Here is a 22,624-nt window from a genome sequence, read left to right as displayed (position 1 = left end):
ATATGCGGATCAATCGCTTTCATCGAGAAGTGTCTTGAGGTGTGACACCGGAACGCCAATATTCGAGCCGCCAAATTCCGGTAAGATCGCGGCATTGATGGCAACCACCTCGCCGTTTCGGTTCAGGGCAGGTCCGCCGCTTCCGCCGGTTGTGGTTTCCGCATCATAAACGACCGCACCAGGGCTGGTCTGGGCGACGATCCCCCGGCTGGCCAGAGGCCGGATCTTGTTCTGCTCTGAAAGGTGTTTTGCAATCGTCCAGAAATCGACGGTGCCATCGCTCTCAAGCGTTTTCAGAAAGTCCGGCCCGGCCTGCACAATCAAGGCCTTAAGGCCAGTCGGAAATCCAAGCAGGAAAACTTCTTCACCTGCCCGCGGCGGGTCAGGTGCCAGTGAAAGCCCGAGCCCTTGAACCCGGCTCGCATCAACAGACAGAAGCGCCAGATCGGCCGTTTTGCTTGCCCTAAGCAATACCGCTTCCATTGGCTTGGATTGCTCTGGCAGATAAGCCAGCAGACTAAGTATCTCGGCCTCAAGCCCTGCGGCCTTCAGGGCCTGCGCCCGATCCCCGGTAGTCCAGGGCAAGGCGACATGACGGTTGGTCACCAACAGAGAGGTGCCATGCAGCAGAAACCCGGTTCCGGTGAACTGAAACTCTGCCGGCGCGCCTGTTGCATCCGGTTCAATCCATGGTTTCCCGAATGGAGTTTTTAGTTTCTCCCCGTCCGGGCCAAGCACATGCCGCAGCAATTTACCGCTTTCGGTTTGTCGCAATCCGTAGGCCCCTTGGATAAAGGCAATGGATCGCGTCGAGGCCGTGACTACCCGCCTGGACGCACCTGCACGGTCTTCCAATGTCCCAAGGCGCTGCTCGGTGGAAATTACCTGGTTGTCAAACGCCTCTCTGAGCGCGACCAGATCATCCGCCGTCAATGCATCTTCTCGTGTCTGCGCGAGCATCACGGCAACCGCCTCGATCTTGAGAGATTCCTGTTTAAGGCTGTCCGCCAGCTTCCGGTCGTTCTGAAAAAGCAAATAGCCAAAGGCAAAGATCAGAAGAAGCACACCGATAACGGCAACCCTGAATAAAACCGTGGTTTGTGATGTCAGCCGACGCCCGCCTTCGCGCAGCGCACCGGACATTTTTCTGGCGAAGGGTCGTCGGCTGGAGCGCGTATACACATAAGCGTCACTTATTATGTCTTCGACCGTATGATGTGCAGGGAATGAGTGGTCACACACCCTGTAGCGCGACATGGGGCCCTCTTCACCGAATTCAATCATGTCGCCATGCCCTAGAATTGTAGAAGCGGTTTTTTGACCGTTGACCCAGATATCCCGGCCGGGCAACGCGTTTAGCGTGTAACCGCCTTGCGACCACTGAATGGTCGCCACGTCTTCGTCATGCGGGGGCAAATCCTCTTTCCGCCTGAACTTCAGGATACAATCAGGACCCACCGAAGCAGCCAAAGCGTTGCCGACAAGCCAGGTGACGGTTCCGCGGGACGGCCCGGTCAAGCTCTCCAGAAATGCACGGACATCGCCCGTTTCACTTTCCACATCGCTTTTGTCAGGCGTCCGCATCGTCCATCTCAGTTCTCCAGCGCTATTGGCACATTATCATGCCCAGCAGTGAAACCGCTATGGTGGGCAATAATGTGCTCGTTTTAAGAACACCAAGGGTCCGCGCATGCTGCCCGGACCATGATGGTTGCGCGTGCGCCTCCATCGCGCCTATTTCGATGAGACCTTAATCTTTCGGCTGGGATCCTGAGGTTCGGTTTTCGGCATCGTGACGTGCAGGACCCCTTTGTCAAACGCAGCAGAAATCTCCTCGATATCGACTGCATCAGGCAGCGTCATTGTCCGGGTAAAACTGCCATAGCTTCTCTCACTAACGCGCAGATCGCCCGTGTCATCATGCGTGACCTTCTTCTGGCCTCGTAGGGTCAATCTGCGGTCCTTGATTTCGACTTCGACATCGTCTTCTTCGAGGCCCGGCAATTCAGCGGTGAGAATTATCGCCGCATCCGTCTCGTGGATGTCAATCGCCGGCGAAATCGCACCCGTCATGTCCAACGACGGGAAGCCCGTGCGTTGCGCGGCTGTTTCCAGTGGCAGGAATGGCGCTGCGCCCCCGAAAAAGCGTGACATCATGGATTCCATTTCGCGTCGAAAATTATCAGATAGCGGATGTGTTCCAGCAAACAGTTGCGGGTTTTTTTTGTCTTCAAGCATTTTCTGATCCTCCTCCTTTGGTGCGATTGGGGTGAGGCAGCATTATCGCAAAAAATGCATCTAATTACCTTGATCTTGCGCAACCAAGCGTCCTCGGTATCGCGTCAAAAGACATCCCGGTCGTATCGGCATTGCGAATGAAACAAGGCGCATTACCGGTCAGATCTCCAGGCCAAGCATCACGCGGTAGAAACAAATGCCCAATTGTCCATCCATCGCATCAAAGCACTTACAAGCCACACTTCCAGCGTGCGGATGAAACCAACACTGCGTCAGTATTGCGGATTGCCGCTCCTACTTCGGCAACATGAAGAACTCTTCCAATACAATCTTTCCGTCTGCTACCGAATAAACAGCAATCTCGCTCAGGGCGATACGTTGCCCAGTCTCCTTCTGCGTTACCTTGGCCTTGTATCGCACACTGAAGCGGTTTGGGGGATGAACATAGGGGCCATCGACGTCGAGTTCGATGATTTCATGAGCTGCCAGCCAATCCTCTCTTTTCCCTTTGATAGCATCACGGCCTTTCGTGATGCGAAACTGTCGAACCGGAGGCACAACCGCTTCTATGGATTGAGCGTTTTCGGCATACATTTCATCAACATTTGCAAGGCCCCTGCGATCACGCATTGCCTGAACAAATGTTCTTCCAATCTCGACTAATTCTTTCATGATAGCCCCCATTTTTGGCATCAACTGTATCACATCATACCTTTTCCAATCTTGACGAGGATCAATGAATTTAGATGTTGGCGAAGAATCCTGTTCGGGAACGAGAGGACAACTAGTGCAGTGGCAACGAGCGGCCCAATTCCCGGTGCCGTCATCAGCCAGTGCGCCATCTCCTTGCCTCGTGGTCGGTGAGTTACCTCCGCATCCAACTCTCATATCTGACTGATCAACCGACCCGCATCCCAATCAGCGGACTTAGGCAAGCCTGGGCCGCTTCCCCTCGTGTTGCACCATCATGCGACAATCGATATCGACCGCGAAGACAAGCCAATGAACAATTTCAACCAACAATCCCGCGACATTCACAAACCCACGTACCGCCAACATTTCACTAAAAAATTGTTATTTATTAAGAAATAGAGTTCCTTTGCGCGGGTTCGAAATTGGTACTCGCCTCCAAAAGAATTCAATAGCTTACACGACCTCCTCAGACCGAGCGATACAAATGCTTGTTCTTTGGGGTCACATAGGGGAAATGTAGCCCGATTTGGGCTTTTATCGCGCCGCAAGACTTGCCGTGTGATTCCATGCGCAATGCCCATTTTCTTCTACAATTGGGCGACTCGATTTCAGACCAAGTCCCGCAAATTGAGATATTGTCTCGTTGTGTGATAGTCTCGTTTCATTCTGGTTTGCTTAAGGTGATGTATGTGTGGGTAATGCGTGCGAGATGGTTGTTGATTGGTGCAATACTGTTTGTGTTGGCCTTTTCCGTTTGGAGTCTTCTTCCGCGAAATAGCGAGCAAGAAGCGTTCTCCCTGCTTACTCCAGCTGAAATGGCAGAACTCGACAATCAACCTAAAATTACTGAGTCTCTAGACCGAGGATTGACCGTTACTCAATCCGATGGCCCCTTCGTAAATTTCAATTCGCCCAAAAAGGATATTGTCCAGTCGCCTGTCAATATTGATGTAGACATTAGCCCGAGAGGAAATACGGCAGTTGATTTGTCGTCAATTCGGATCGACTATCGTATGGGTCCAGCATGGATCAATGTGACCAAACGAATAATGAAGCACGCCTCAGTCGAAGGTTCGCGCCTGCTCGCACGTTCGGCTGAACTGCCGGTTGGGCGGCACACGATGCGACTCTCCATACAGGACGAGGATAAAAGGCGGACGAGGGTTACTGTGTCGTTTGTCGTGCAGTGAACTGTTAGAAGAAGCAACTACTCGCGATATTACTCAGCCGGCCACTCAACCCTGCGCAATTGCCAACGGCGGCTCCTTCGGAAACGGACTGATATCGGACCACTTGAAACATTTTTCTGTCAGGATTGCGCTTGTCTCCCATGTGTTGGAACGCTCCCGCTGTTCGGTGCCGTATTGCATCCCTGATCGATAGACCCCAAGAGCGCTAACGCTGGCGACAGTGCGGCCATTAAGCTATGCCTCAGCGTCTTTGAATGGTGCCCCGTCAGGACTTCTTACGGCCCTGAGATGCGTCAGCGACCGGGGCCCATGGTCTTGTACCGGTGCAAAAACTCTCGGAATTCCACCCAATCCGGTCTTTGATTTAGCTCGACAATTTTCTGCGCGTGCCAAGAGCACGCGGCGGCATGCAAGGACGCCAGTTGGTCATCAGACATCAAACGTTCCCGCTCTACCGCAGCCTTTTCCCAAAGCGGCAAGATCGACCGGTCCTCAACCAAATTCGCGTTCATATTGTTCCAATAGGATTCGGCCTGATCATCGTGAATATGATTGGTTTTACCCCGATCCCGTTTAACCATGAACGACCCGATTGAACGCGTCACATAGTGATGGATACGCGCAAAATCATGGCGGTAGTTGGATGTGGCACGCCAGGTCACAGCTTCGGGGTCAAGTAGTTGCCCGCCACCATCAACCCATCTGATCTCGGACATGCGCTCAGGCGCAACTCCTTTGGGGCGATGCGGACCATATCGGGTGAATAACCCGTTGTTGCGCGTTATACTCTTCAGCCCGCCCGCAACGCCCGAATAAAAGCCCTGCTCAGTATCGCAAAGAAAGAACTGCTCAGCCACTGGAATATCGCTGAAGTTTTCAATGCCTCCGCATCCGAATAGTTTCCAGGCAAAAGAGGCAACATCAAAAGGCTCTCCTGCGGTTTCCTGTAACTTTTCCAGCAACTTGTGCATGGAGGGTTCAGGAAGGCGGATGTTCAGATATTCATCAACGTCCAGCGAAAAGGTCCAGTCCGCATCAAGAAACCTCGGATGTGAACGAACTCGCCTGAGCATCGTGTTCTGCGGGCTTTGCTTTGGCTTGACCGAATTATCAACATGGGTTGCAATGCCCAGATCCCCGAGCCGTTCTGCAATCAGATCGGTGCCATCATCACAATCGTTGGTGTAAATGAGGAAATGGTCAATGCCGAGTGACAGGTAGTAGGACACCCAATCAATAATGAACGGGCCTTCGTTCTTCATTGTCGTGTAGACAACGATCCTGTCAGTCATTGCAAGCCCTGCGGTTGAACCAAAGTGGCGCCATCTTCTGTAGGTCCTCCTCGGGTGCCAACATCCCCAATTCGATATGAAATTGGTTCATTATTTATAGCTTTTGAACCGCGACCTGAGCACCTTTGATCGCCTTGAGACGCAAGCCCGCCGAGTTTGCGCCTAAAAACTCGTGGAGTGCACGCATCACACCATCTTTCCACCATCCCCTCCGATGGTAGTCGTCCAACATGATGACACCGCCTTCGATCATCTTCGGCAATACCGCATCCAGATCCGCTTTGACCCCTTCATATGAATGGTCTCCATCAAGATAGGCGAAACCGATACTCTGATCTTCGAACAGGCGCAGCGCAGGAACCGAAAAATCGCGAATTACCGAAACTTGACCCTTCGCTATCTCAGAGGCGTATGTGTTTTTCACCGCTTCATAGATGCGGTCCATATCGTTTTGGCTACGCGCTCCGGCCAAAGATGCGCCACCATCTGCGTCGGGCTGCACGCCCCATGGGTCGATGAGGCACAGCTTAGAAGGCTTCAATTCATCGAGTAATATCCGCGAAAACTCGCCCCGCCAGACGCCGATTTCGATGCTGAGCTTTCCGTGCGGCATTGTCCTGAGCATTTCGCGCCTCAGCGCATCTTTCCGCTCGCGCTGCAGGGCTTGTTTCTTGCGGCGGTCCTCGGCGGATACGGTTTCAGCCATGGGCGTCTTCTCCAATATGAGAATTCTGCAAGGCCTCAACCAAATCGAGCCAATCAGGTCTGGCCTTCAATTCTTCGGCTTTTGCACTATGCCATTCGCAGGCTTTGTGGTGAAGTTCGGCCAGCTGAGGATCAGCCATCATCTCGGCTTTGATGTCATGCATGGCGGGCATGTGGCCCAAGATCGAGCGATCTTCGACGTCGTTGTGATTCATTACAAGCCAGTATTTCAGACCTTGGTCCTGGCCAACATGGTTAGTCCGCCCCCGTTCACGTTTGACAAGAAAGCTATCGGTACTTCGTACTGCATAGTGGTGAATACGCGCGAATTCATGGCTGAATCCGCGCCACGCCTTCCATTTCACCTGATCTGCCGGGTAGAGGTTTCCGCCTGCATCTCTCCACAACACCCCTTCGTACGGTGCGTCAGGATTTGGGGCATCCTCTGGATTTATCCGAGGACGGTGGGCGCGAAACCGACTAAACTTGCCGTTATTTCGGAATAGCGTTTTGAAACCTTTCGTCCGGTGATGGGGGTAGCTGTCTTCGGTGGCCGCCTGAAAGAACATCTCAGGGACAGGTCGATCGACAAAGTCATTTAAGCCGGCATTTCCGAACATACGCCAACAGATCGATATTGCATCAGCTTCACCGCTTGCCTCTACCAGTGACTGAACATTGCCTTCAGGCAAACGGATATTGATGTATTCATCCACATCCAGGCTCATGATCCAATTTGCGGACTGATAGCTCGGATGACTGCGAGATCGGGTAAAAGCCCGGTTCTGGGGCGCAGCGCGTGGTCCGATCTTGTTGCGCTCATGATGCGCCCAGCCTAAGGCCTGCATCCGATCACCGATGACATCTGTGCCATCAGAACAGTCGTTGGTGTAGATCAGGATATCATTGAACCCGATTGCGCGGTTGTAAGCCACCCAATCGATCATAAATGGCCCTTCGTTCTTCATCGTCGTCACGATGAGAAAGGTCTCGTTTCCCATAAGTTAAACTCTTGCCTGTGCCATTATCGGACTATTGTTGATCTGTTTAGAATAGCCTCCGGAATTTGTCCAACGCAGCAAGTCCCAGGAATAACTGGCTACCGCGCTCAGCGCCCCAGGAGGATCTGATGAAATTGATGGAACTCAATATGCACTCAGCGTTTGCTAAAATTGAGTTAACCGACGACTTCATCAGAGCTTTCCTGCGACAATCCGAATTGCCACCTCCGAACCGCAGATAGCCGTGGCATCATCAAACGAAACTCTTCATGAACATCAGCACATTATGTTTTACCGATTCTGAGGAACCACTTCGTAACCCGGCTCTTCCGGCTCATCATCCTGCATTTCCGCGGGGAACCCCGGAGCACGGATATCCAGCCCCGTGGCGTCCTCAAGGCGTTTGATAATGTTGGGGGAAAGTTCCCGGTCACCGTAACGTGCGATTCCGTCGTCGAAGATTTCCATCATCACCGGGTTTATCTCCAGCGGCACCCCGGCGCGGTCGGCGACCTCCTGAAACAGACCGATGTCTTTTTTGACCAGATCCATGGTGAATGAGATATCGCGCGACCCATTCAGGATCACCTGGCTTTCCGTTTCGTGTACAAATGATGTGCCCGATGAAATTTTGATTGCCTCATAGGTCGTGCCAAGATCCATCCCTGCGGCCTTTGCGGTCACCAAAGCCTCGGCGCAAGTGATCAGATTTGCGGTTGCCAAATAGTTTGTCAGCACCTTCAACACTGAGGCCGATCCCAAATCGCCTGTGTGCAAAACGCGGCGCCCCATCGTCGTCAGGAACGGCAGAATGCGCTCAAATGTTTCCCGATCGCAACCTGCGAAGATCGAAATATTGCCCGTAGCCGCCCGATGACATCCGCCCGATACCGGGCAATCGACTGCAGCCCCCCCACGTTCGATCACCGAAGCACCCAATCGTTTTACTTCCGCTTCGTCGGTGGTGGACATTTCCATCCAGATCTTACCGGATGTCACTTCGGACAGCATCTCCTGCATTACCGCGTCCGAGGCGGCAGGAGATGGCAGACAGGTAATCACGGCGTCACAATCCCGCATCAATTGAGCGGGGCTTTCAGCTGCCTTCGCACCCTGCGCGACAAAACCAGACACAAGATCAGGGTTGAGGTCATGAACGGTCAGGTCAATCCCATTGCGCAGCAGCGAGCCCGACAATTTTCCGCCCACGTTTCCCAGCCCGATGAAGCCTACTTTCATATGACGCTCTCCCTGTTCGTCTTTCCATGCACATGCCAACACGCCCGTTGACCTAAGTCATGCCGTCCAGCGACCCTCAGAGGTCGCTTTTTTGCCCCTGTACGCACAGTTGAGCGAGACTCGCTTGACAAGGGGGGTGATGCTGTCCCAAGAGCCAAGTGTTGGTGTCTGCAGCAGCAGATGAAAAGGGAATGCGTCAGCGGATTTTCCGTCAAACGCAGCCGCCCCCGCGACCGTGACCGGAGAGGGTGCCCAAGCCACTGGCGAATGCCGGGAAGGCGGGACATCCGACAGAGCACCGCTCTGACATCCGCAAGCCGGGAGACCTGCCAACGCCCGAAGATGAAACCGGACGGGGTGTTCCGGTGTGGGGCTTTGATCGGCCCGCATGAAACCCCGTCCCCCACGAAGAGGATTTGGGGGGATGAGAGACATGACCGACACCACACCGGTCGAACTGCTGGTCTGCACCACCTGTCGTCGCGGCCTACCCGTCGAAGACGACGCCCAACGCCCCGGCACATTGCTGCACAAAGCGCTTGAACAGGCCACCCTGCCCGAGGGCATCACCTTGAAAGCAGTAGAATGCCTTTCAAACTGCGATGAGGGCTGTTCTATCGTGCTGCGTGGTGGACCTGATCGATGGACATTCGTCTATGAGCATCTGAGCGAAACCGATCACGTCGAAACCATCATTGAAGGTGCCACCAAGTACCTTCAGACCGAGGACGGGCTGGTCAAATGGCGTGAACGCCCCGAACACTTCCGCAAGAATTGCGCGGCCCGTATTCCCCCGATTGGAGCGCTGAAATGAGCAATCTCGAAAAACTGCCCGTCACCGTGATCACCGGCTTTCTGGGCTCGGGCAAAACGACGCTGGTCAAGCATTTGATGCAGAACCCGCAAGGCAAGCGCTTGGCTGTTGTAGTCAATGAGTTCGGCGATGTGGGTGTCGATGGCGATATCCTGAAATCCTGCGCAATCCCGGATTGCCCAGCAGAAAATATCATGGAACTGGCCAATGGCTGCATCTGCTGCACTGTGGCCGACGATTTCATTCCCACGATCGAAGCGCTTATGGCCTTGGAGCCGCGCCCCGATCACATTCTGATCGAAACTTCGGGCCTGGCCCTGCCTAAGCCGCTGCTCAAAGCGTTCGACTGGCCAGACATTCGCTCGAAAATCACAGTCGACGGCGTGATCGCTTTGGCCGATGCCGAAGCTGTCGCTGCTGGTCGGTTCGCACCCAATGTCGAAGCGGTAGACGCCCAGCGCCTTGCCGATGAGTCGATCGACCACGAGACGCCACTATCGGAGGTGTTTGAAGATCAGATCTCTTGCGCCGACATCATCCTGCTGACCAAGCCGGATCTGGCCGGTCCCGAAGGTGTCGCCAAAGCCAAAGAGGTCATCGCGGCCGAAGCCCCTCGCCCCCTACCCGTCGTCGAAGTCGCCGAAGGTGTCGTGGACGTGCGCGTTGTCTTGGGCCTTGAAGCTGCCGCCGAGGACGACATGGAAGCGCGTCCCAGCCATCATGATGGTCATCACGATCACGAGCATGACGATTTTGAAAGCATCATCGTCGAACTGCCGGAACAGACTGATCCGCTGGATCTGGTCGCCAAGATCGAACGCCTGGCAAAGGAACTGAACATCCTGCGCGTCAAAGGCTATGCCGCGGTTCAGGGCAAGCCCATGCGCCTGCTGGTACAGGCCGTCGGCTCGCGGGTACGTCATCAGTATGACCGCCCGTGGGAACCTGGTGAAGAGCGCCACTCGCGCCTCGTGGTCATCGCCGAGCATGATGATATCAAAGAGGCCAAAATCCGTGATATCCTTGTGGGTGTGACCGAGGCCGCCGAGTAAGATTCATGCACGTCGTCTTCCGCGAAAGCCACGGGTTAGAGGAAACCGAGACCCCAACCGATCTGGGCCAGAGCCCGGCGGACTTGGTGGTGCTGTCCTTTTCTGACAGTGATCTTGGCGCTTTCGCGGCGGGCTGGCATCGCGGTGGCGGGCCAGACGGGCGCATGCCAACCCTGCGGTTGGCCAACCTAACAGCTCTAAAACATCCCCTGTCAGTCGACACATATGTGGAACAGACGCTTGAGGGGGCCAAAGGCATCCTGATCCGCCTGATTGGCGGCGTGCCATATTGGTCTTACGGCTTGCAGCAGGTTCTGGCACTGGCACAGGCCAAGGGGATCGCACTGGCTGTCCTGCCTGCGGACGGGCGCGAAGATACGCGGCTGGATGAGTACTCCACCCTGCCCGTCTCAACCCTGCGGCGCTTGGCGCATCTGTGTGATACAGGCGGAGAGGTTGCGGCGCAGGCCGCACTCGCGCAGATGGCACTGGCGGCGGGACTATATGCCGGTCCGGTGATGGGGGCAAAAACCATACCGGATTACGGCGCCTGGTGCCCTGATCGTGGCGTGATACCGGCGGACACAGCTTTTTCGGGCGATGCAAAACGCATAATTGTCACGTTTTACCGGGCCTACCTGACCTCTGCCGACACTGCCCCAATCGCGGCTTTGATCCGCAGTGTGCGATCGCGTGGATTCGAGGCCCTTGGCCTGTTCGCCCCGTCGCTCAAAGCGCCAACCGCCGCTGACTGGTTGCGTGAGACGATCGTGGCGCTGAAACCTTCAGCGATCATTAATGCCACCTCCTTTTCGGGCAAGGGCACATCAGGCACTTCACCCTTGGATGCTGCCAATGTGCCCGTCTTTCAGGTCGCCCTCGCGACCTCGCGCCGCAAAGCCTGGGCAGAAGCGGAACGCGGGCTTTCGCCTGCTGACCTCGCCATGCATGTGGTGCTGCCCGAGGTCGACGGGCGGATTAACGCGGGCATCGTGTCGTTCAAAGAACCGGGCAAGCGCGATCCTTATCTGGAATATTCGCGTTTTGCCCACCAGCCCGAACCTGACCGGATCGAAGCTGTCATCGATCGGGTCTCTGGCTGGCTGGACCTGCACGAAAAGCCCAGTTCGGATCAAATACCGGCGCTGGTTCTGTCGACTTACCCGGGTAAGGACTGGCAGATGGCGCATGCAGTTGGCCTTGATGCGCTTGCTTCAGCCGAAGCGATGCTGACCGATCTTCAGAATGAGGGATATGCAACCGCACCGGCCGAGCCGATTGCCGAAACCCTGCTGGGCGCCCGGATTTCATGGTCATTGCGGGACTACCTGATTGCGCATGCAGAGCTACCCGATCAATTGCGCGCCGATCTGCAGGCGGTCTGGGGAGACCCCGAGGACGATCCAGCGTTCGCAGATGGAGCATTCCATTTCACGGCCCTTCGGCGTGGCAACGCTGTGGTTGCGCTGCAGCCAGAACGCGGCATGCCAGAACTGCGCGAGGATGACTATCATGACCTTTCGCGCACCCCTAGGCACAGCTACGTCGCCTTTTACCTTTGGCTACGCAAAGGGATAGGCGCGGATGCTTTGATCCATATTGGTGCCCATGGCACGCTGGAATGGCTGCCAGGTAAATCGGTCGCTTTATGCAATGAATGCTGGCCCGAGGCGTTGATCGGTAAACTCCCGGTGATCTACCCGTTCATCGTCAATGACCCCGGCGAAGCTGCGCAGGCCAAGCGCCGGATCGGTGCAGTTACGCTGGGCCATATCCCGCCCCCGATGAAAGAAAGTGGTACGCCGGATCGCATGGTTCGGCTGGAAGCACTGCTGGATGAGTTCTCGAACGCGGACGGTCTGGACCCCAAGCGCCGTGACCGCCTGCAAGAAGATATCCGCGATGAGGCACAGGCCATCGGGCTGGAAAGCGACCTTGGTCTCGACCAAGCTACCTGCATCGCCGAGGCGATCACGCGCATTGATCGATTTGTCTGCGACATCAAGGAAAGCCAGTTCGGCAACGGTCTGCACATCTTTGGACGGGTTCCAGATGTGACGGGTGACTTCGACCCCGCGCCTTCTGCCCAAGCCGAGCGCAATGCTCTGGTCGATGCGCTAGCTGGCAAACGGATCGAAGCCGGACCTTCAGGCTCTCCCTATCGCGGGCGCTCAGACGTGCTGCCTACTGGGCGGAATCTTTATACCACCGACCCGCGTTCTGTGCCCACGCGTGCGGCCTATACTCAAGGCGTCAAGCTGGCAGAGGAGTTGGTGCGTCGACACCTGCAGGAAGAAGGCGACTATCCTAAGGGGTTGATCGTCGACCTGTGGGGCTCGGCCACGATGCGCACCGCAGGCGAGGAATTCGCCATGGCGCTGCACTTGCTGGGTGTGAAACCGGTTTGGGACAAAGGCTCGGAGCGTGTTTCGGGCATCGAAGTGCTACCGATCACCGACCTCAGCCGTCCGCGTCTGGACGTGACCTTACGGGTCTCGGGCCTGTTCCGTGATGTGTTCCCAACGCTTTCGGCGCTTTTTGGTCAGACCGTACGGGCACTATCTGAACGGGATGAGGCGCCCGATTGGAACCCTTATGCCGGTCAGGAACCGGCAGCACGGGTCTTTGGACCGGCCCCCGGCAGCTATGGCGTCAACATGACCCAACTATCCGAAATCTACACCGATGAGGCCCGCTCAAAGGCGGGTGAGGCGTGGTTAGATGCCAGTTCCTTTGCACTGGAAGGTGAGCATATCACGAAGGACGTCGATGGCATTACGCGGCGTGTCGCCAATGCTGACAGCTTTGTACACCTCCAGGACCTGACGGAGACCGACCTGCTATTGGCGAATGACTATGCCACGCATGAGGCCGGGTTTGCTGCCGCCAAGAAAATCACCGGTGGTAACGCTCAGCTCTATCATCTGGACAATACCAACCCGGAAAATCCACGCGCCCGTACCTTGCCCGAAGAGATTAGCCGCGTGGTTCATGCGCGCGCCGCCAATCCAGGATGGATAGCGGGGATGCAGCGGCATGGTTTTCGAGGCGCGGCCGAGATTGCAGCGACGCTTGATCACATGGCCTCGTTTGCACATTTGTCTGGCACCGTCGCGCCGCATCTGTTCGATCTTTATCATGAAGCCACGCTTGGCGACGAAGGCGTCGATGCCTTTCTACAAGAGGCGAACCCGCGTGCGCATCAGGCGATGCAAGACCGTTTCCGCGCCTTGTTGGATGCTGGATTATGGAATACGCGCCGAAACTCGATCCGTGCCGGTTTGGAAGGTCTGGGATGAGCGCTCTCACCGACAAACCTGTCGTCCAAGGCTGGTGCCCCGGCGCCCATCGCCCGATGATGTCCGGCGATGGGCTGGTCGTGCGCGTACGCCCGCGGTTGGCGCGGCTTAGCGCTCAGCAGGCTTTGGGTCTGTGCGAATTGGCCGACCGTTTCGGCAATGGCACTATTGACCTGACCAACCGTGCGAACCTGCAACTGCGCGGCGTCAAGGAAGCCGACCACCAGCCGCTATTGGCCGAGCTGTCTGATCTGAACCTTCTCGATGCCGAGCCCGGCATCGAGATCAGACGGAATATTTTAGTCACACCGCTCTACCGTGCAGGTGATCTGACAGCGCGACTAACGCAGCATCTGATTGACCGCCTAGCAGAGTTGCCCTCGCTGCCCGCCAAGTTCGGATTTGCAATTGATACTGGACCCGAGCGCCTATTAGCCGGAGACTCGGCTGACATTCGCGTGGAAACCGGCGAAAACGACCTGATTCTGCGTGCTGACGGTGCTGAGACCGGGCGGTCTGTTTCTGAAGCCGATGCCATCGATCGACTGATCGAACTGGCAAAGTGGTTCTCTGAAACCTATACGCCCGAGACACGCCGAATGGCCCGCGTGATCTCTGCGCAAGACCTTCCGCTCGAATGGCAAGGCAGCCCGCCCGGCCCAATAGGTACCCTGCTACAGCCTGGCGCTTGCGAGTTGGGAACACTTTTGGGCGCGACGTTTGGGCAATTGCCCGCGGGCCCGCTCTCGAAACTGATCGAGAGCAGCGGTGCATCTGCCCTGCGAGTTACACCGTGGCGGTTGATCCTGCTGGAAAGCGGAGCAGATACTCCCGCACCAGCCTTCGTCACAGACGGTACTGACCCGCTGATGACCACCGACGCCTGCCCTGGCACGCCGTTCTGTCCGCAGGCGCAAGTGGAAACGCGAGAGATCGCGCGCGTTTTGGCGGCTCGAGTGCCCGGATCTCTGCATGTCTCGGGATGTGCAAAGGGGTGCGCCCGGATGGGCCCTGCAGATGTCACTTTAGTGGGATGCAACGGACGATTCGATCTTGTCAAACAAGGTCGCGCAGGGGATGAGCCCTGCCAACGCGGCCTGACCGAAGAAAAACTTATGACCATGGACTTCACCTGATGCCCTATGAATACGAAACCGACGGCGCGGCGATTTACAAACAGAGCTTTGCCACCATACGCTCGGAGGCCGATCTCGCTCGGTTCGATGCCGATGAAGAGCAAGTGGCCGTGCGCATGATCCATGCCGCTGGAATGGTTGGGCTGGAGGAGTTCGTGCATTTCTCGCCCGGCTTCGTCACAGCGGCCCGCACCGCGCTGGAAAATGGCGCACCGATCCTGTGCGACGCGCGCATGGTCAGCGAAGGTGTGACCCGCTTCCGCCTGCCTGCGGATAATGAGGTAATCTGCACTCTGCATGACGAACGCGTGCGCCCATTGGCCGCTGAGATGAGCAACACGCGCTCTGCCGCTGCGCTAGAGTTGTGGCGTCCGCATCTTGGCGGCGCGCTGGTCGCGATCGGGAACGCTCCGACTGCGCTATTCCATCTGCTAAACATGCTGGAAGACCCAGATTGTCCGCGCCCGGCCGCCATCATCGGCTGCCCTGTGGGCTTTGTCGGCGCAGTCGAATCAAAGGACGCCTTGTGGGAAGCGCAGCCTGTGCCCTCCTGCATCGTCAAAGGTCGCTTGGGTGGCAGTGCAATCACCGTTGCTGCCATCAACGCCATCGCGAGTCGCGCGGAATGAGCGGGGGCAAGATCTACGGCGTGGGCCTTGGCCCTGGTGACCCGGATCTCATGAGCGTCCGCGCAGACCGCCTGTTGCGCAATGCGCGCCACGTAGCGTTCTTCCGCAAGCCGGGCCGCACGGGGCAGGCCCGCAAGATCGTCAATGGAATGATCCCCGGCGACGCTATCGAGTTTGCGATGGAGTATCCCGTAACAACCGAAATCCCGGTGACGGACCCGAGGTACAACGAGCTGCTTTCCGTGTTTTACGAGGATTGCGCCGCGCACCTGAAGTCGTTGACAGAGAATGGTGAGGATGTCGTGGTCCTGTGCGAAGGAGACCCTTTCTTCTACGGGTCATTCATGCATCTTTACAATCGATTACGGGATATATCTAAGGTCGAGGTCGTACCAGCCATTACCGGAATGTCGGGTGCCTGGACCGCTACCGGCGATCCAATAACCTGGGGTGATGACGTCCTGACGGTTCTGGTCGGTACATTGTCCGAGGATACGCTGTCCGAACGCATGACCCAAACCGATGCGTTGGTGGTCATGAAGATCGGTCGCAACTTTGACAAGGTAAAACGCGCCTTGAAACGGGCTGATCTATATGACCGTGCATGGATCGTCGAATACGCCCAGATGCCCAACCAGCGGGTTTGCAAACTCTCGGACAATTGCGAGGGTATCACCCCCTATTTCTCGATCATCCTGGTTCACGGTCAGGGCCGTCGCCCATGAGTGGCTGGGTCAAAATAGCCGGCCTCGGACCGGGAGACGAAGCTCTGGTCACGCCCGAGGTTACCGCTGCTCTGGCCGAGGCGACGGATGTTGTTGGATACATCCCCTACGTCGCGCGCGTTGTTGAGCGTGAAGGGTTGACCCTACATGCCAGTGACAATCGGGTCGAGATCGACCGCTCGCAGCACGCATTACGGATGGCGGCCGAGGGCAAGCGTGTCGTGGTTGTTTCCTCCGGAGACCCGGGCGTGTTCGCGATGGCCGCTGCCGTGTTCGAGGCCATGGAGAATGGTCCCGCTGAATGGCGAAGCATTCAGATCGACGTACTGCCGGGGATCACTGCGATGCTGGCCGCTTCCGCCAGTGCGGGCGCGCCGATGGGGCACGATTTCTGCGCCATCAACCTCAGCGACAATCTGAAACCGTGGTCCTTGATCGAAAAGCGCCTGCGTCTCGCCGCACAGGGGGATTTCGCGATGGCATTCTACAATCCACGCTCGAAGTCACGCCCAGAAGGCTTTGTAAAAACACTGGAAATCCTTCGCGAGGAATGTGAGCCAGAACGCCTGATCCTGTTCGCCCGCGCAGTGTCGCGTTCGGATGAAGAGTTGCGGATTTCAACATTGGCCGAGGCCACGCCAGACATGGCGGACATGCAGACCGTCGTGATCGTCGGCTCGTCATTGACCCGTGTGATCGAGCGCGACGGCAAACCGATCGTTTACACGCCGAGATTCACGCCTGACAAGGATCAGGTATGAACCAGCCAGTCCAAGACCTGCGAAACCTTTTCGAACTCAGTCCGCTGCGGCAACAGCGGACGGTCAATCATCAGAACCGGAAGACCCAGCGCCCTTGCGGCATCCAGCTTTGCGCGCGCGCCGATGCCGCCCGCGTTCTTGGACACAACCAATTGCGTTCCGTGACGCTGCATCAACGCCTGGTCGTCTTCGACGGTGAACGGACCGCGCGAGACAACCACTTCGCCGATGGGCAACGGCACGGTTTCAGGCTCATCCACCAGCCGCAAAAGATAGTGATGCTGAGGCTGGGCAGCGAAGTCCTGAAGATGCATGCGACCAACAGCAAGGAACACGCGCTGAGCCGGACCAGAAAGCGCGTCGACGGCACTGTCGATGTCCGGAACGTGCTGCCAAATGTCGCCATCTTGAGCGGCCCAGGCAGGCCGTGTCAGCGCCGCCAGCGGAGTCGCCGTCGCAGCACAGGCTTCCGCGGCGTTGCGGCTCATCTGCGCGGCAAAGGGGTGGGTTGCGTCTATGATATGGCTGATCTCTTGGTCGCGGATGTAACGCGCCAGCCCCTCCGCTCCTCCGAAACCGCCCACGCGCGTGGGAACGGGCTGCGGGCGTGGCGTGTCGACACGGCCCGCGTAGGAATACGTGGCCGGAATACCTTGTTCGGAAACGGATTTTGCCAGAGCATTTGCCTCGGTCGTCCCGCCAAGAATCAGGAGGTTGGGCATGTCTGAAACTCCGTGGTTGACCGTATTGGGTTTGGGCGAAGATGGACTGGATGGCCTTTCCGCCGCAAGCCGTCAAGTGCTGGATCGCGCCGAGATTGTCATGGGTCCGTCTCGCCACCTATCTTTGATTCCCAAAAGCAACGCCGAACAGATTGTATGGCCAGCTCCATTTGCCGATGGTCTTCCGATACTGACCGGATTACGCGGTCGTCAAACTGTTGTTCTGGCCTCGGGTGATCCGTTCTGGTTCGGGGCCGGTTCCGTCATCGCGCGAAATTTCGATGCGAGCGAATGGACCGCCCTACCCGGCCAGTCGACCTTTTCGCTAGCGGCTGCGCGGCTTGGTTGGCCGCTTGAAAACACGCTAACCTTTGGACTGCACGCCGCCCCCCTGACCCGTTTGCGCCCCCACCTGGCGCAGGGCCTCCGCGCCATTCTCTTGCTGCGTGATGGAAAAGCGGTGGCTGATCTTGCAACTTATCTGGGTGAAACCGGCTTTGCCGATTGTACCCTGCATGTCATGGAGGCTCTTGGCGGCCCCCGTGAACGCGCGCGGAGCGTATCGCTGACCGAAGCGCTGCTAGGAACATTCGAACATCCGGTCTGTGTCGGGCTGGACGTCGCGGGCACAGGGCGCGCCTTTCCCAAAGCCTCGGGCAAGCCTGATGATATCTTCGAAACCGACGGGCAAATCACCAAGCGCCCTATCCGCGCACTGACCCTGTCGGCCCTTGCCCCGCGTAGAGGAGAACAACTGTGGGATATTGGCGGCGGCACCGGTTCGATCAGCATCGAATGGCTGATGTGCGATCCGACGCTGACTGCAACGACAATCGAGCCGCGTGAAGATCGGGCCGAGCGCATTCGCCGAAACGCCGATGCGCTCGGGCAGGATCGGTTGCGGGTCGTTCATGGTATCGCACCTGAGGCGTTGGTTGGCCTTGACCAACCAGATGTCGTTTTCATCGGAGGCGGCCTGAGCGCGGAGCTGTTGAACTGGCTACACGCAAATCTCCGCGCCGGTACGCGACTTGTCGCCAACGCAGTGACATTGGAAAGCGAAGCCTTGCTGGCTGCGTGGCACGACAAGATGGGCGGAGACCTGTTGCGCATCGAACTTGCGCAGGCTGCTTCGCTTGGTCCACGGCGGGGTTGGAAATCTACTTATCCAGTTGTGCAGTGGAGCCTCACGTTATGATCGTCGCCGGGCTCGGATTCTCGTCTTCTGCTACGCTGGCCAGTCTGCGCGCTGCCTTTGATCTGGCCTCGACAGGAAAAACAGTCGATGCTCTGGCAACCGTTGCAGACAAGGACGGACATGCCGCACTTGTCGCACTTGCAGAGGTTACTGAGCTGCCGGTTCATTTCGTCCCGGCACATGATCTTGCCGGGCAACGTACCCTCACCTGCTCGCCCCGCAGTCGTGCCACATACGGCACCGGCAGCGTGGCCGAAGCATCCGCTCTTGCTGCCGCCGGGCATGGTGCGCGGCTGATTTCACCCAGACAAATCTCGGACGACCGGCTTGCAACCTGCGCCGTCGCCATCGGAGGACAACAATGACCGTTCATTTCATCGGCGCCGGACCGGGTGCTGCCGACCTGCTAACCCTGCGCGGGCGCGATATCATCACCTCCTGCCCTGTGTGCCTCTATGCAGGCTCATTGGTTCCCGAGGAGATTCTGAGCCACTGCCCCGACGGCGCAAAGATCGTGAACACGGCTCCGATGGATCTGGATCAGATCATGGCCGAGATCGAAATAGCGCACAAAGCCGGGCAAGACGTGGCGCGGCTGCATTCCGGGGACCTCTCTGTCTGGTCCGCGATGGGAGAGCAAATCAGACGTCTGAAAGAGATGGGAATCCCGGTCAGCGTCACGCCCGGTGTCCCGTCTTTTGCCGCCGCAGCTGCTGCTCTAGGAACTGAACTCACCCTTCCGGGACTGGCGCAATCGGTGGTGTTGACCCGGACGCCTGGGCGCGCGTCCTCGATGCCTGAAGGTGAGACGCTGAAAAACTTTGCTAAAACAGGTGCTACTCTGGCCATTCACCTGTCGATCGGAAATCTGGACAATGTCATCGCCGACCTGACCCCTGCCTATGGTGCGGACTGCCCGGTCGCCGTTGTCTACCGCGCCAGCTGGCCGGATGAACGGATCATCCGCGCGACTCTGGCCACGCTGAAAGAGGCGCTGGACGAAAGCATCTCGCGCACCGCACTGATAATGGTTGGTCCGGCGCTCGCAGGTGAAGGGTTTGACGAAAGCTGCCTGTATTCAAAAACTTACGACCGTCGCTATCGCCCTCAAAGCGCCGATAGCCCGTGGTCGAGCTGGAGCCACGGCGATGACTAACCCCCCGGGATTACTGATTTCCGCACCGTCATCGGGCACGGGCAAAACCACGGTCATGCTGGGGTTGCTCCGGGCGCTGGCTGAGGACGGATTGACCGTGCAGCCGTTCAAAAGCGGGCCCGACTACATAGACCCGGCCTTTCACCGCGCTGCGGCAGGCCGCGCTTCGTTCAATCTGGATAGCTGGGCGATGGGAGATCCGCTGCTAAGCGCGATATCCGCGCAAGCCGAGGGTGCCGACATCGTAGTGGCCGAGGGTTCGATGGGTTTGTTTGATGGCGTCGCCAAACCCGGAGAACTGGGACATGGATCAAGCGCTGAAACGGCGCTGCGTATGGGATGGCCGGTCGTCTTGGTTCTGGATGTCGGAGGACAGGCGCAATCAGCGGCGGCGACTGCACTTGGGTTTCGGATGTATAACCCCGATTTGCCTTTTGCCGGTGTCATCCTGAACCGCTGTGCTAGCCCTCGCCACGAACGACTGACCCGTTTGGGCATGGAGCGCGCCGGACTACCGGTTCTGGGGGTACTTCCACGCCGAGGCGATCTTACCTTGCCCGAACGGCATCTAGGCTTAATCCAAGCGGTTGAACACCCTGATCTGGAAACCGCAATTGCCGGTTACGCCGCGTTCCTGCGTGAACATGTTGATCTGGAAGCGATCAAAAAGGCGGCCTCCTCGGGCCCCGTTGGGCCATCGTCGGCCGCGCTGCCGCCCCCCCCGGCGCAGCGGATCGCTCTGGCCCGAGATGCAGCGTTTTCGTTTACCTATCCGCATCTTCTGGAAGGGTGGAGCAGCGCGGGTGCAGAGATACAGCCCTTTTCACCTCTGGCCGATGAAGCGCCAGACGCTGATGCCGATCTGGTCTGGTTGCCGGGGGGGTATCCTGAGCTGCATGCGGGAACAATAGCTGCGGCCGATACCTTCTTGACCGGGCTGCGGAAACACGCGGAAACGCGGCCCGTGCATGGTGAATGCGGGGGGTACATGGCATTGGGGAAAGTGCTGGTCGACAAAGATGGCACCCCACATCAGATGGCGGGATTGTTGGGTCTGCAAACCTCATACCAAAAGCGCAAATTCAACCTTGGCTATCGTAGGGCTGAACTTTTGGCTCCGATGCCCGGCTTTGCGACAGGTACCGCGCTGCGCGGACATGAGTTCCATTATTCCTCGATCATCGAGCAACCTGACGCTCCTCTTGCGCGGGTCTTCGATGCCGAAGGGGCTGAAGGCCCTCAGACAGGATCGCGACGCGGCAATGTCACCGGTACGTTCTTTCACCTGATCGCGGAGGCAACGGTATGACCGGGTTTGTCTCATTCATCGGCTCCGGTCCGGGTGATCCGGAGCTGCTAACGCTCAAGGCCGTGGACCGGATGCAGAAGGCCGATGCGGTGCTGTTTGATGATCTCAGCAGTGGCCCGATCTTGACCCATGCACGTGACGACGCTGATCTGGTGGGCGTAGGTAAACGCGCCGGTCGCCCCTCGCCCAAGCAGGATCACGTCAGCCGATTATTGGTGGAGTATGCGCAGACCGGCCAGCATGTCGTACGGCTGAAATCCGGTGATGGAGGATTGTTCGGCCGACTGGAGGAAGAATTGGTCGCGTTGCAGGCCGCCGGTATCAAATACGAGATCATTCCCGGCATCCCTTCGGCAGTCGCGGCGGCTGCGGCTGCGGGAATTCCTCTGACCCGGCGCCTGACTGCGCGTCGTGTTCAATTCGTCACCGGGCATGACGCGAGTGGCAAACTGCCTGCCGATCTGAATCTTCCCGCCCTAGCCGATGCTGGCGCGACAACGGTCGTATTCATGGGCAAGCGCACTTTTCCATTGCTTGTCGAAGCGCTGAAAGCGCATGGCCTGCCGCTGGACACACCTGCCTTGATGGCCGAATCCGTTTCAACCCCCGAGCAATCCTTACATCGCTCCACCATCGGAGAGCTTTCCGACAGACTGCGCACCGAGATAGGCACTGCTCCCGCCTTGATCCTGTACGGCCCGCTGGTGGAGTTCGAAGATGTATGATCTCACACTGATCGGGATCGGCACCGGCAATCCCGACCACCTGACCTTTCAGGGCGCGCAGGCGATCAGATCTGCAGACCTGATCCTGATCCCGCGTAAGGGAGAGAACAAAGCTGATCTGGCCGGTTTGCGCGAAGACATCATCGCGCAGGTCACCGAAAAATCTCCGCGGATCGCCTATTTCGACGTTCCCAAACGTCGGGCAGATGACGGCTATCTGCGAGGTGTCGACGAATGGCACGACGCAATTGCCCTGCGCTGGCATGAGGCGATTTCAGCCCACCCCGACGCGCAGAAGGTCGCGTTGCTGATCTGGGGTGATCCGTCGCTGTATGACAGTTCGCTCAGGATCGCCGCTCGACTGGACCCGCAGCCACAAGTCCAGGTTGTCCCGGGCGTCACCGCGTTGCAGGCGTTAACTGCGGCCCATGCGATCCCGATCAATGATCTGGGCGCACCCTATATCGTGACTACCGGCCGCCGCATACGCGATGAGGGATGGCCTGAAACGGCATCAAAAGTGGCTGTTATGCTGGATGGCGAATGCTCGTTCCAAAGCCTAAAAATGGCCGATTATGACATCTGGTGGGGGGCATATGTGGGCATGAAAGAAGAGATTCTGATCAAAGGCCCGTTGGCGGATGTGGCGCAAGACATTCTGGACGCGCGCGCGCAAGCCCGTTCTGATCACGGCTGGATCATGGATATCTATCTGCTGAAGAAACTTACGGCCTGACGCG

Annotated in this window: 22 protein-coding genes and 1 riboswitch; of the genes, 14 read left to right on the top strand and 8 right to left on the bottom strand. The window is 57.5% G+C overall.

Annotation, left to right across the window (positions count from 1 at the left end; translation table 11 throughout):
* Positions 1–9: 9 nt before the first annotated feature.
* From ACRZ91_RS00355 to ACRZ91_RS00345, 3 genes are all read right to left on the bottom strand, one after another.
* Positions 10–1,584 carry a trypsin-like peptidase domain-containing protein gene (locus ACRZ91_RS00355; RefSeq protein ID WP_480901780.1) on the bottom strand — a complete coding sequence of 525 codons (1,575 nt, stop codon included), beginning with the start codon at positions 1,582–1,584 and terminating at the stop codon, positions 10–12.
* Positions 1,585–1,734: 150 nt separating this feature from the next.
* Positions 1,735–2,238, bottom strand: a complete 504-nt coding sequence (locus ACRZ91_RS00350; RefSeq protein WP_170468929.1) for an Hsp20/alpha crystallin family protein — start codon at positions 2,236–2,238, stop codon at positions 1,735–1,737.
* 294 nt (positions 2,239–2,532) lie between these two features.
* A complete protein-coding gene (locus ACRZ91_RS00345) occupies positions 2,533–2,910 on the bottom strand; it encodes a SnoaL-like domain-containing protein (protein WP_480901777.1) in 378 nt (125 codons plus the stop codon).
* Positions 2,911–3,497: 587 nt separating this feature from the next.
* On the opposite strand from ACRZ91_RS00345, the gene ACRZ91_RS00340 reads away from it, so the two are divergent.
* A complete protein-coding gene (locus ACRZ91_RS00340; RefSeq protein WP_480901774.1) occupies positions 3,498–4,121 on the top strand; it encodes a hypothetical protein in 624 nt (207 codons plus the stop codon).
* 293 nt (positions 4,122–4,414) lie between these two features.
* Here ACRZ91_RS00340 and ACRZ91_RS00335 read toward each other — a convergent pair whose 3' ends face one another.
* The 4 genes from ACRZ91_RS00335 to ACRZ91_RS00320 form a co-directional block, all read right to left on the bottom strand.
* Positions 4,415–5,413 (bottom strand): glycosyltransferase family 2 protein, encoded by a 999-nt coding sequence (locus tag ACRZ91_RS00335; protein ID WP_480901772.1) that lies wholly within the window; start codon positions 5,411–5,413, stop codon positions 4,415–4,417.
* A 94-nt stretch (positions 5,414–5,507) separates the two neighbouring features.
* Positions 5,508–6,119, bottom strand: a complete 612-nt coding sequence (locus ACRZ91_RS00330) for a class I SAM-dependent methyltransferase (RefSeq protein WP_480901769.1) — start codon at positions 6,117–6,119, stop codon at positions 5,508–5,510.
* Positions 6,112–7,119, bottom strand: a complete 1,008-nt coding sequence (locus ACRZ91_RS00325; RefSeq protein WP_480901766.1) for a glycosyltransferase family 2 protein — start codon at positions 7,117–7,119, stop codon at positions 6,112–6,114. The genes ACRZ91_RS00330 and ACRZ91_RS00325 overlap by 8 nt, the downstream gene beginning before the upstream one ends.
* A gap of 291 nt (positions 7,120–7,410) precedes the next feature.
* Positions 7,411–8,358 (bottom strand): NAD(P)-dependent oxidoreductase, encoded by a 948-nt coding sequence (locus tag ACRZ91_RS00320; protein ID WP_010438992.1) that lies wholly within the window; start codon positions 8,356–8,358, stop codon positions 7,411–7,413.
* A 145-nt stretch (positions 8,359–8,503) separates the two neighbouring features.
* Positions 8,504–8,706: riboswitch (cobalamin riboswitch) on the top strand.
* An 85-nt stretch (positions 8,707–8,791) separates the two neighbouring features.
* Between ACRZ91_RS00320 and ACRZ91_RS00315 the strand changes: the two genes are divergently transcribed.
* From ACRZ91_RS00315 to cobJ, 7 genes are read left to right on the top strand one after another with little or no spacing between them, the layout of a single operon-like run.
* On the top strand, positions 8,792–9,172 hold the full coding sequence (locus ACRZ91_RS00315; RefSeq protein WP_170468906.1) for a DUF1636 family protein: 381 nt from the start codon (positions 8,792–8,794) through the stop codon (positions 9,170–9,172).
* Complete coding sequence (gene cobW, locus ACRZ91_RS00310) at positions 9,169–10,224, top strand: cobalamin biosynthesis protein CobW (protein WP_480901763.1); 1,056 nt, start codon at positions 9,169–9,171, stop codon at positions 10,222–10,224. The genes ACRZ91_RS00315 and cobW overlap by 4 nt, the downstream gene beginning before the upstream one ends.
* A 5-nt stretch (positions 10,225–10,229) precedes the next feature.
* A complete protein-coding gene (gene cobN, locus ACRZ91_RS00305; protein WP_480901761.1) occupies positions 10,230–13,523 on the top strand; it encodes a cobaltochelatase subunit CobN in 3,294 nt (1,097 codons plus the stop codon).
* Complete coding sequence (locus ACRZ91_RS00300) at positions 13,520–14,659, top strand: cobalamin biosynthesis protein CobG (protein ID WP_480901758.1); 1,140 nt, start codon at positions 13,520–13,522, stop codon at positions 14,657–14,659. Before cobN ends, ACRZ91_RS00300 begins: the two co-directional genes overlap by 4 nt.
* The gene (locus ACRZ91_RS00295) at positions 14,659–15,288 is read left to right on the top strand and encodes a precorrin-8X methylmutase (RefSeq protein WP_170779219.1); all 630 of its coding nucleotides are present in this window, start codon (positions 14,659–14,661) and stop codon (positions 15,286–15,288) included. The genes ACRZ91_RS00300 and ACRZ91_RS00295 overlap by 1 nt, the downstream gene beginning before the upstream one ends.
* Positions 15,285–16,013, top strand: a complete 729-nt coding sequence (gene cobI / locus ACRZ91_RS00290) for a precorrin-2 C(20)-methyltransferase (RefSeq protein ID WP_480901756.1) — start codon at positions 15,285–15,287, stop codon at positions 16,011–16,013. Before ACRZ91_RS00295 ends, cobI begins: the two co-directional genes overlap by 4 nt.
* Complete coding sequence (gene cobJ, locus ACRZ91_RS00285; protein ID WP_480901753.1) at positions 16,010–16,774, top strand: precorrin-3B C(17)-methyltransferase; 765 nt, start codon at positions 16,010–16,012, stop codon at positions 16,772–16,774. Before cobI ends, cobJ begins: the two co-directional genes overlap by 4 nt.
* On the opposite strand, the gene ACRZ91_RS00280 is transcribed toward cobJ, so the two are convergent.
* Positions 16,765–17,496, bottom strand: coding sequence for a cobalt-precorrin-6A reductase (locus ACRZ91_RS00280; RefSeq protein ID WP_480901750.1), 732 nt, complete (start codon positions 17,494–17,496; stop codon positions 16,765–16,767). The two genes, cobJ and ACRZ91_RS00280, sit on opposite strands and share 10 nt — an antisense overlap.
* Here ACRZ91_RS00280 and cbiE point away from each other — a divergent pair.
* The 6 genes from cbiE to cobF are packed head-to-tail and all read left to right on the top strand — an operon-like array spanning position 17,495 to position 22,620.
* Positions 17,495–18,694: a precorrin-6y C5,15-methyltransferase (decarboxylating) subunit CbiE gene (cbiE, locus tag ACRZ91_RS00275; protein WP_480901747.1), complete on the top strand. Its 1,200-nt coding sequence runs from the start codon at positions 17,495–17,497 to the stop codon at positions 18,692–18,694. The two genes, ACRZ91_RS00280 and cbiE, sit on opposite strands and share 2 nt — an antisense overlap.
* Positions 18,691–19,059 (top strand): cobalamin biosynthesis protein, encoded by a 369-nt coding sequence (locus ACRZ91_RS00270; RefSeq protein ID WP_480901745.1) that lies wholly within the window; start codon positions 18,691–18,693, stop codon positions 19,057–19,059. Before cbiE ends, ACRZ91_RS00270 begins: the two co-directional genes overlap by 4 nt.
* A complete protein-coding gene (gene cobM / locus ACRZ91_RS00265; RefSeq protein WP_170538798.1) occupies positions 19,056–19,850 on the top strand; it encodes a precorrin-4 C(11)-methyltransferase in 795 nt (264 codons plus the stop codon). The genes ACRZ91_RS00270 and cobM overlap by 4 nt, the downstream gene beginning before the upstream one ends.
* On the top strand, positions 19,843–21,159 hold the full coding sequence (locus ACRZ91_RS00260; RefSeq protein WP_480901743.1) for a cobyrinic acid a,c-diamide synthase CobB: 1,317 nt from the start codon (positions 19,843–19,845) through the stop codon (positions 21,157–21,159). Before cobM ends, ACRZ91_RS00260 begins: the two co-directional genes overlap by 8 nt.
* Entirely contained in the window at positions 21,156–21,884 is a 729-nt protein-coding gene (gene cobA, locus ACRZ91_RS00255; protein ID WP_170538794.1) for a uroporphyrinogen-III C-methyltransferase, read from the top strand. Before ACRZ91_RS00260 ends, cobA begins: the two co-directional genes overlap by 4 nt.
* Positions 21,877–22,620, top strand: coding sequence for a precorrin-6A synthase (deacetylating) (gene cobF, locus ACRZ91_RS00250; RefSeq protein WP_480901741.1), 744 nt, complete (start codon positions 21,877–21,879; stop codon positions 22,618–22,620). The genes cobA and cobF overlap by 8 nt, the downstream gene beginning before the upstream one ends.
* Positions 22,621–22,624: the final 4 nt, after the last annotated feature.

The organism is Ruegeria sp. O11 (assembly GCF_056535285.1).
The sequence above is the reverse complement of the archived record's forward strand: the minus strand, read 5'-3'. Positions and strand labels throughout refer to the sequence as shown.

Coding starts and splice junctions, on each gene's coding strand:
- cobA (WP_170538794.1), top strand. CDS start 21,156: ATGACCGGGTTTGTCTCATTCATCGGCTCCGGTCCGGGTGATCCGGAG.
- ACRZ91_RS00340 (WP_480901774.1), top strand. CDS start 3,498: ATGCGCAATGCCCATTTTCTTCTACAATTGGGCGACTCGATTTCAGAC.
- ACRZ91_RS00280 (WP_480901750.1), bottom strand. CDS start 17,496: ATGCCCAACCTCCTGATTCTTGGCGGGACGACCGAGGCAAATGCTCTG.
- ACRZ91_RS00270 (WP_480901745.1), top strand. CDS start 18,691: ATGATCGTCGCCGGGCTCGGATTCTCGTCTTCTGCTACGCTGGCCAGT.
- ACRZ91_RS00300 (WP_480901758.1), top strand. CDS start 13,520: ATGAGCGCTCTCACCGACAAACCTGTCGTCCAAGGCTGGTGCCCCGGC.
- cobW (WP_480901763.1), top strand. CDS start 9,169: ATGAGCAATCTCGAAAAACTGCCCGTCACCGTGATCACCGGCTTTCTG.
- ACRZ91_RS00330 (WP_480901769.1), bottom strand. CDS start 6,119: ATGGCTGAAACCGTATCCGCCGAGGACCGCCGCAAGAAACAAGCCCTG.
- ACRZ91_RS00320 (WP_010438992.1), bottom strand. CDS start 8,358: ATGAAAGTAGGCTTCATCGGGCTGGGAAACGTGGGCGGAAAATTGTCG.
- ACRZ91_RS00295 (WP_170779219.1), top strand. CDS start 14,659: ATGCCCTATGAATACGAAACCGACGGCGCGGCGATTTACAAACAGAGC.
- cobN (WP_480901761.1), top strand. CDS start 10,230: ATGCACGTCGTCTTCCGCGAAAGCCACGGGTTAGAGGAAACCGAGACC.
- ACRZ91_RS00350 (WP_170468929.1), bottom strand. CDS start 2,238: ATGCTTGAAGACAAAAAAAACCCGCAACTGTTTGCTGGAACACATCCG.
- ACRZ91_RS00345 (WP_480901777.1), bottom strand. CDS start 2,910: ATGAAAGAATTAGTCGAGATTGGAAGAACATTTGTTCAGGCAATGCGT.
- ACRZ91_RS00335 (WP_480901772.1), bottom strand. CDS start 5,413: ATGACTGACAGGATCGTTGTCTACACGACAATGAAGAACGAAGGCCCG.
- ACRZ91_RS00325 (WP_480901766.1), bottom strand. CDS start 7,119: ATGGGAAACGAGACCTTTCTCATCGTGACGACGATGAAGAACGAAGGG.
- ACRZ91_RS00260 (WP_480901743.1), top strand. CDS start 19,843: ATGACTAACCCCCCGGGATTACTGATTTCCGCACCGTCATCGGGCACG.
- cobF (WP_480901741.1), top strand. CDS start 21,877: ATGTATGATCTCACACTGATCGGGATCGGCACCGGCAATCCCGACCAC.
- ACRZ91_RS00315 (WP_170468906.1), top strand. CDS start 8,792: ATGACCGACACCACACCGGTCGAACTGCTGGTCTGCACCACCTGTCGT.
- cbiE (WP_480901747.1), top strand. CDS start 17,495: ATGTCTGAAACTCCGTGGTTGACCGTATTGGGTTTGGGCGAAGATGGA.
- cobJ (WP_480901753.1), top strand. CDS start 16,010: ATGAGTGGCTGGGTCAAAATAGCCGGCCTCGGACCGGGAGACGAAGCT.
- cobM (WP_170538798.1), top strand. CDS start 19,056: ATGACCGTTCATTTCATCGGCGCCGGACCGGGTGCTGCCGACCTGCTA.
- cobI (WP_480901756.1), top strand. CDS start 15,285: ATGAGCGGGGGCAAGATCTACGGCGTGGGCCTTGGCCCTGGTGACCCG.
- ACRZ91_RS00355 (WP_480901780.1), bottom strand. CDS start 1,584: ATGCGGACGCCTGACAAAAGCGATGTGGAAAGTGAAACGGGCGATGTC.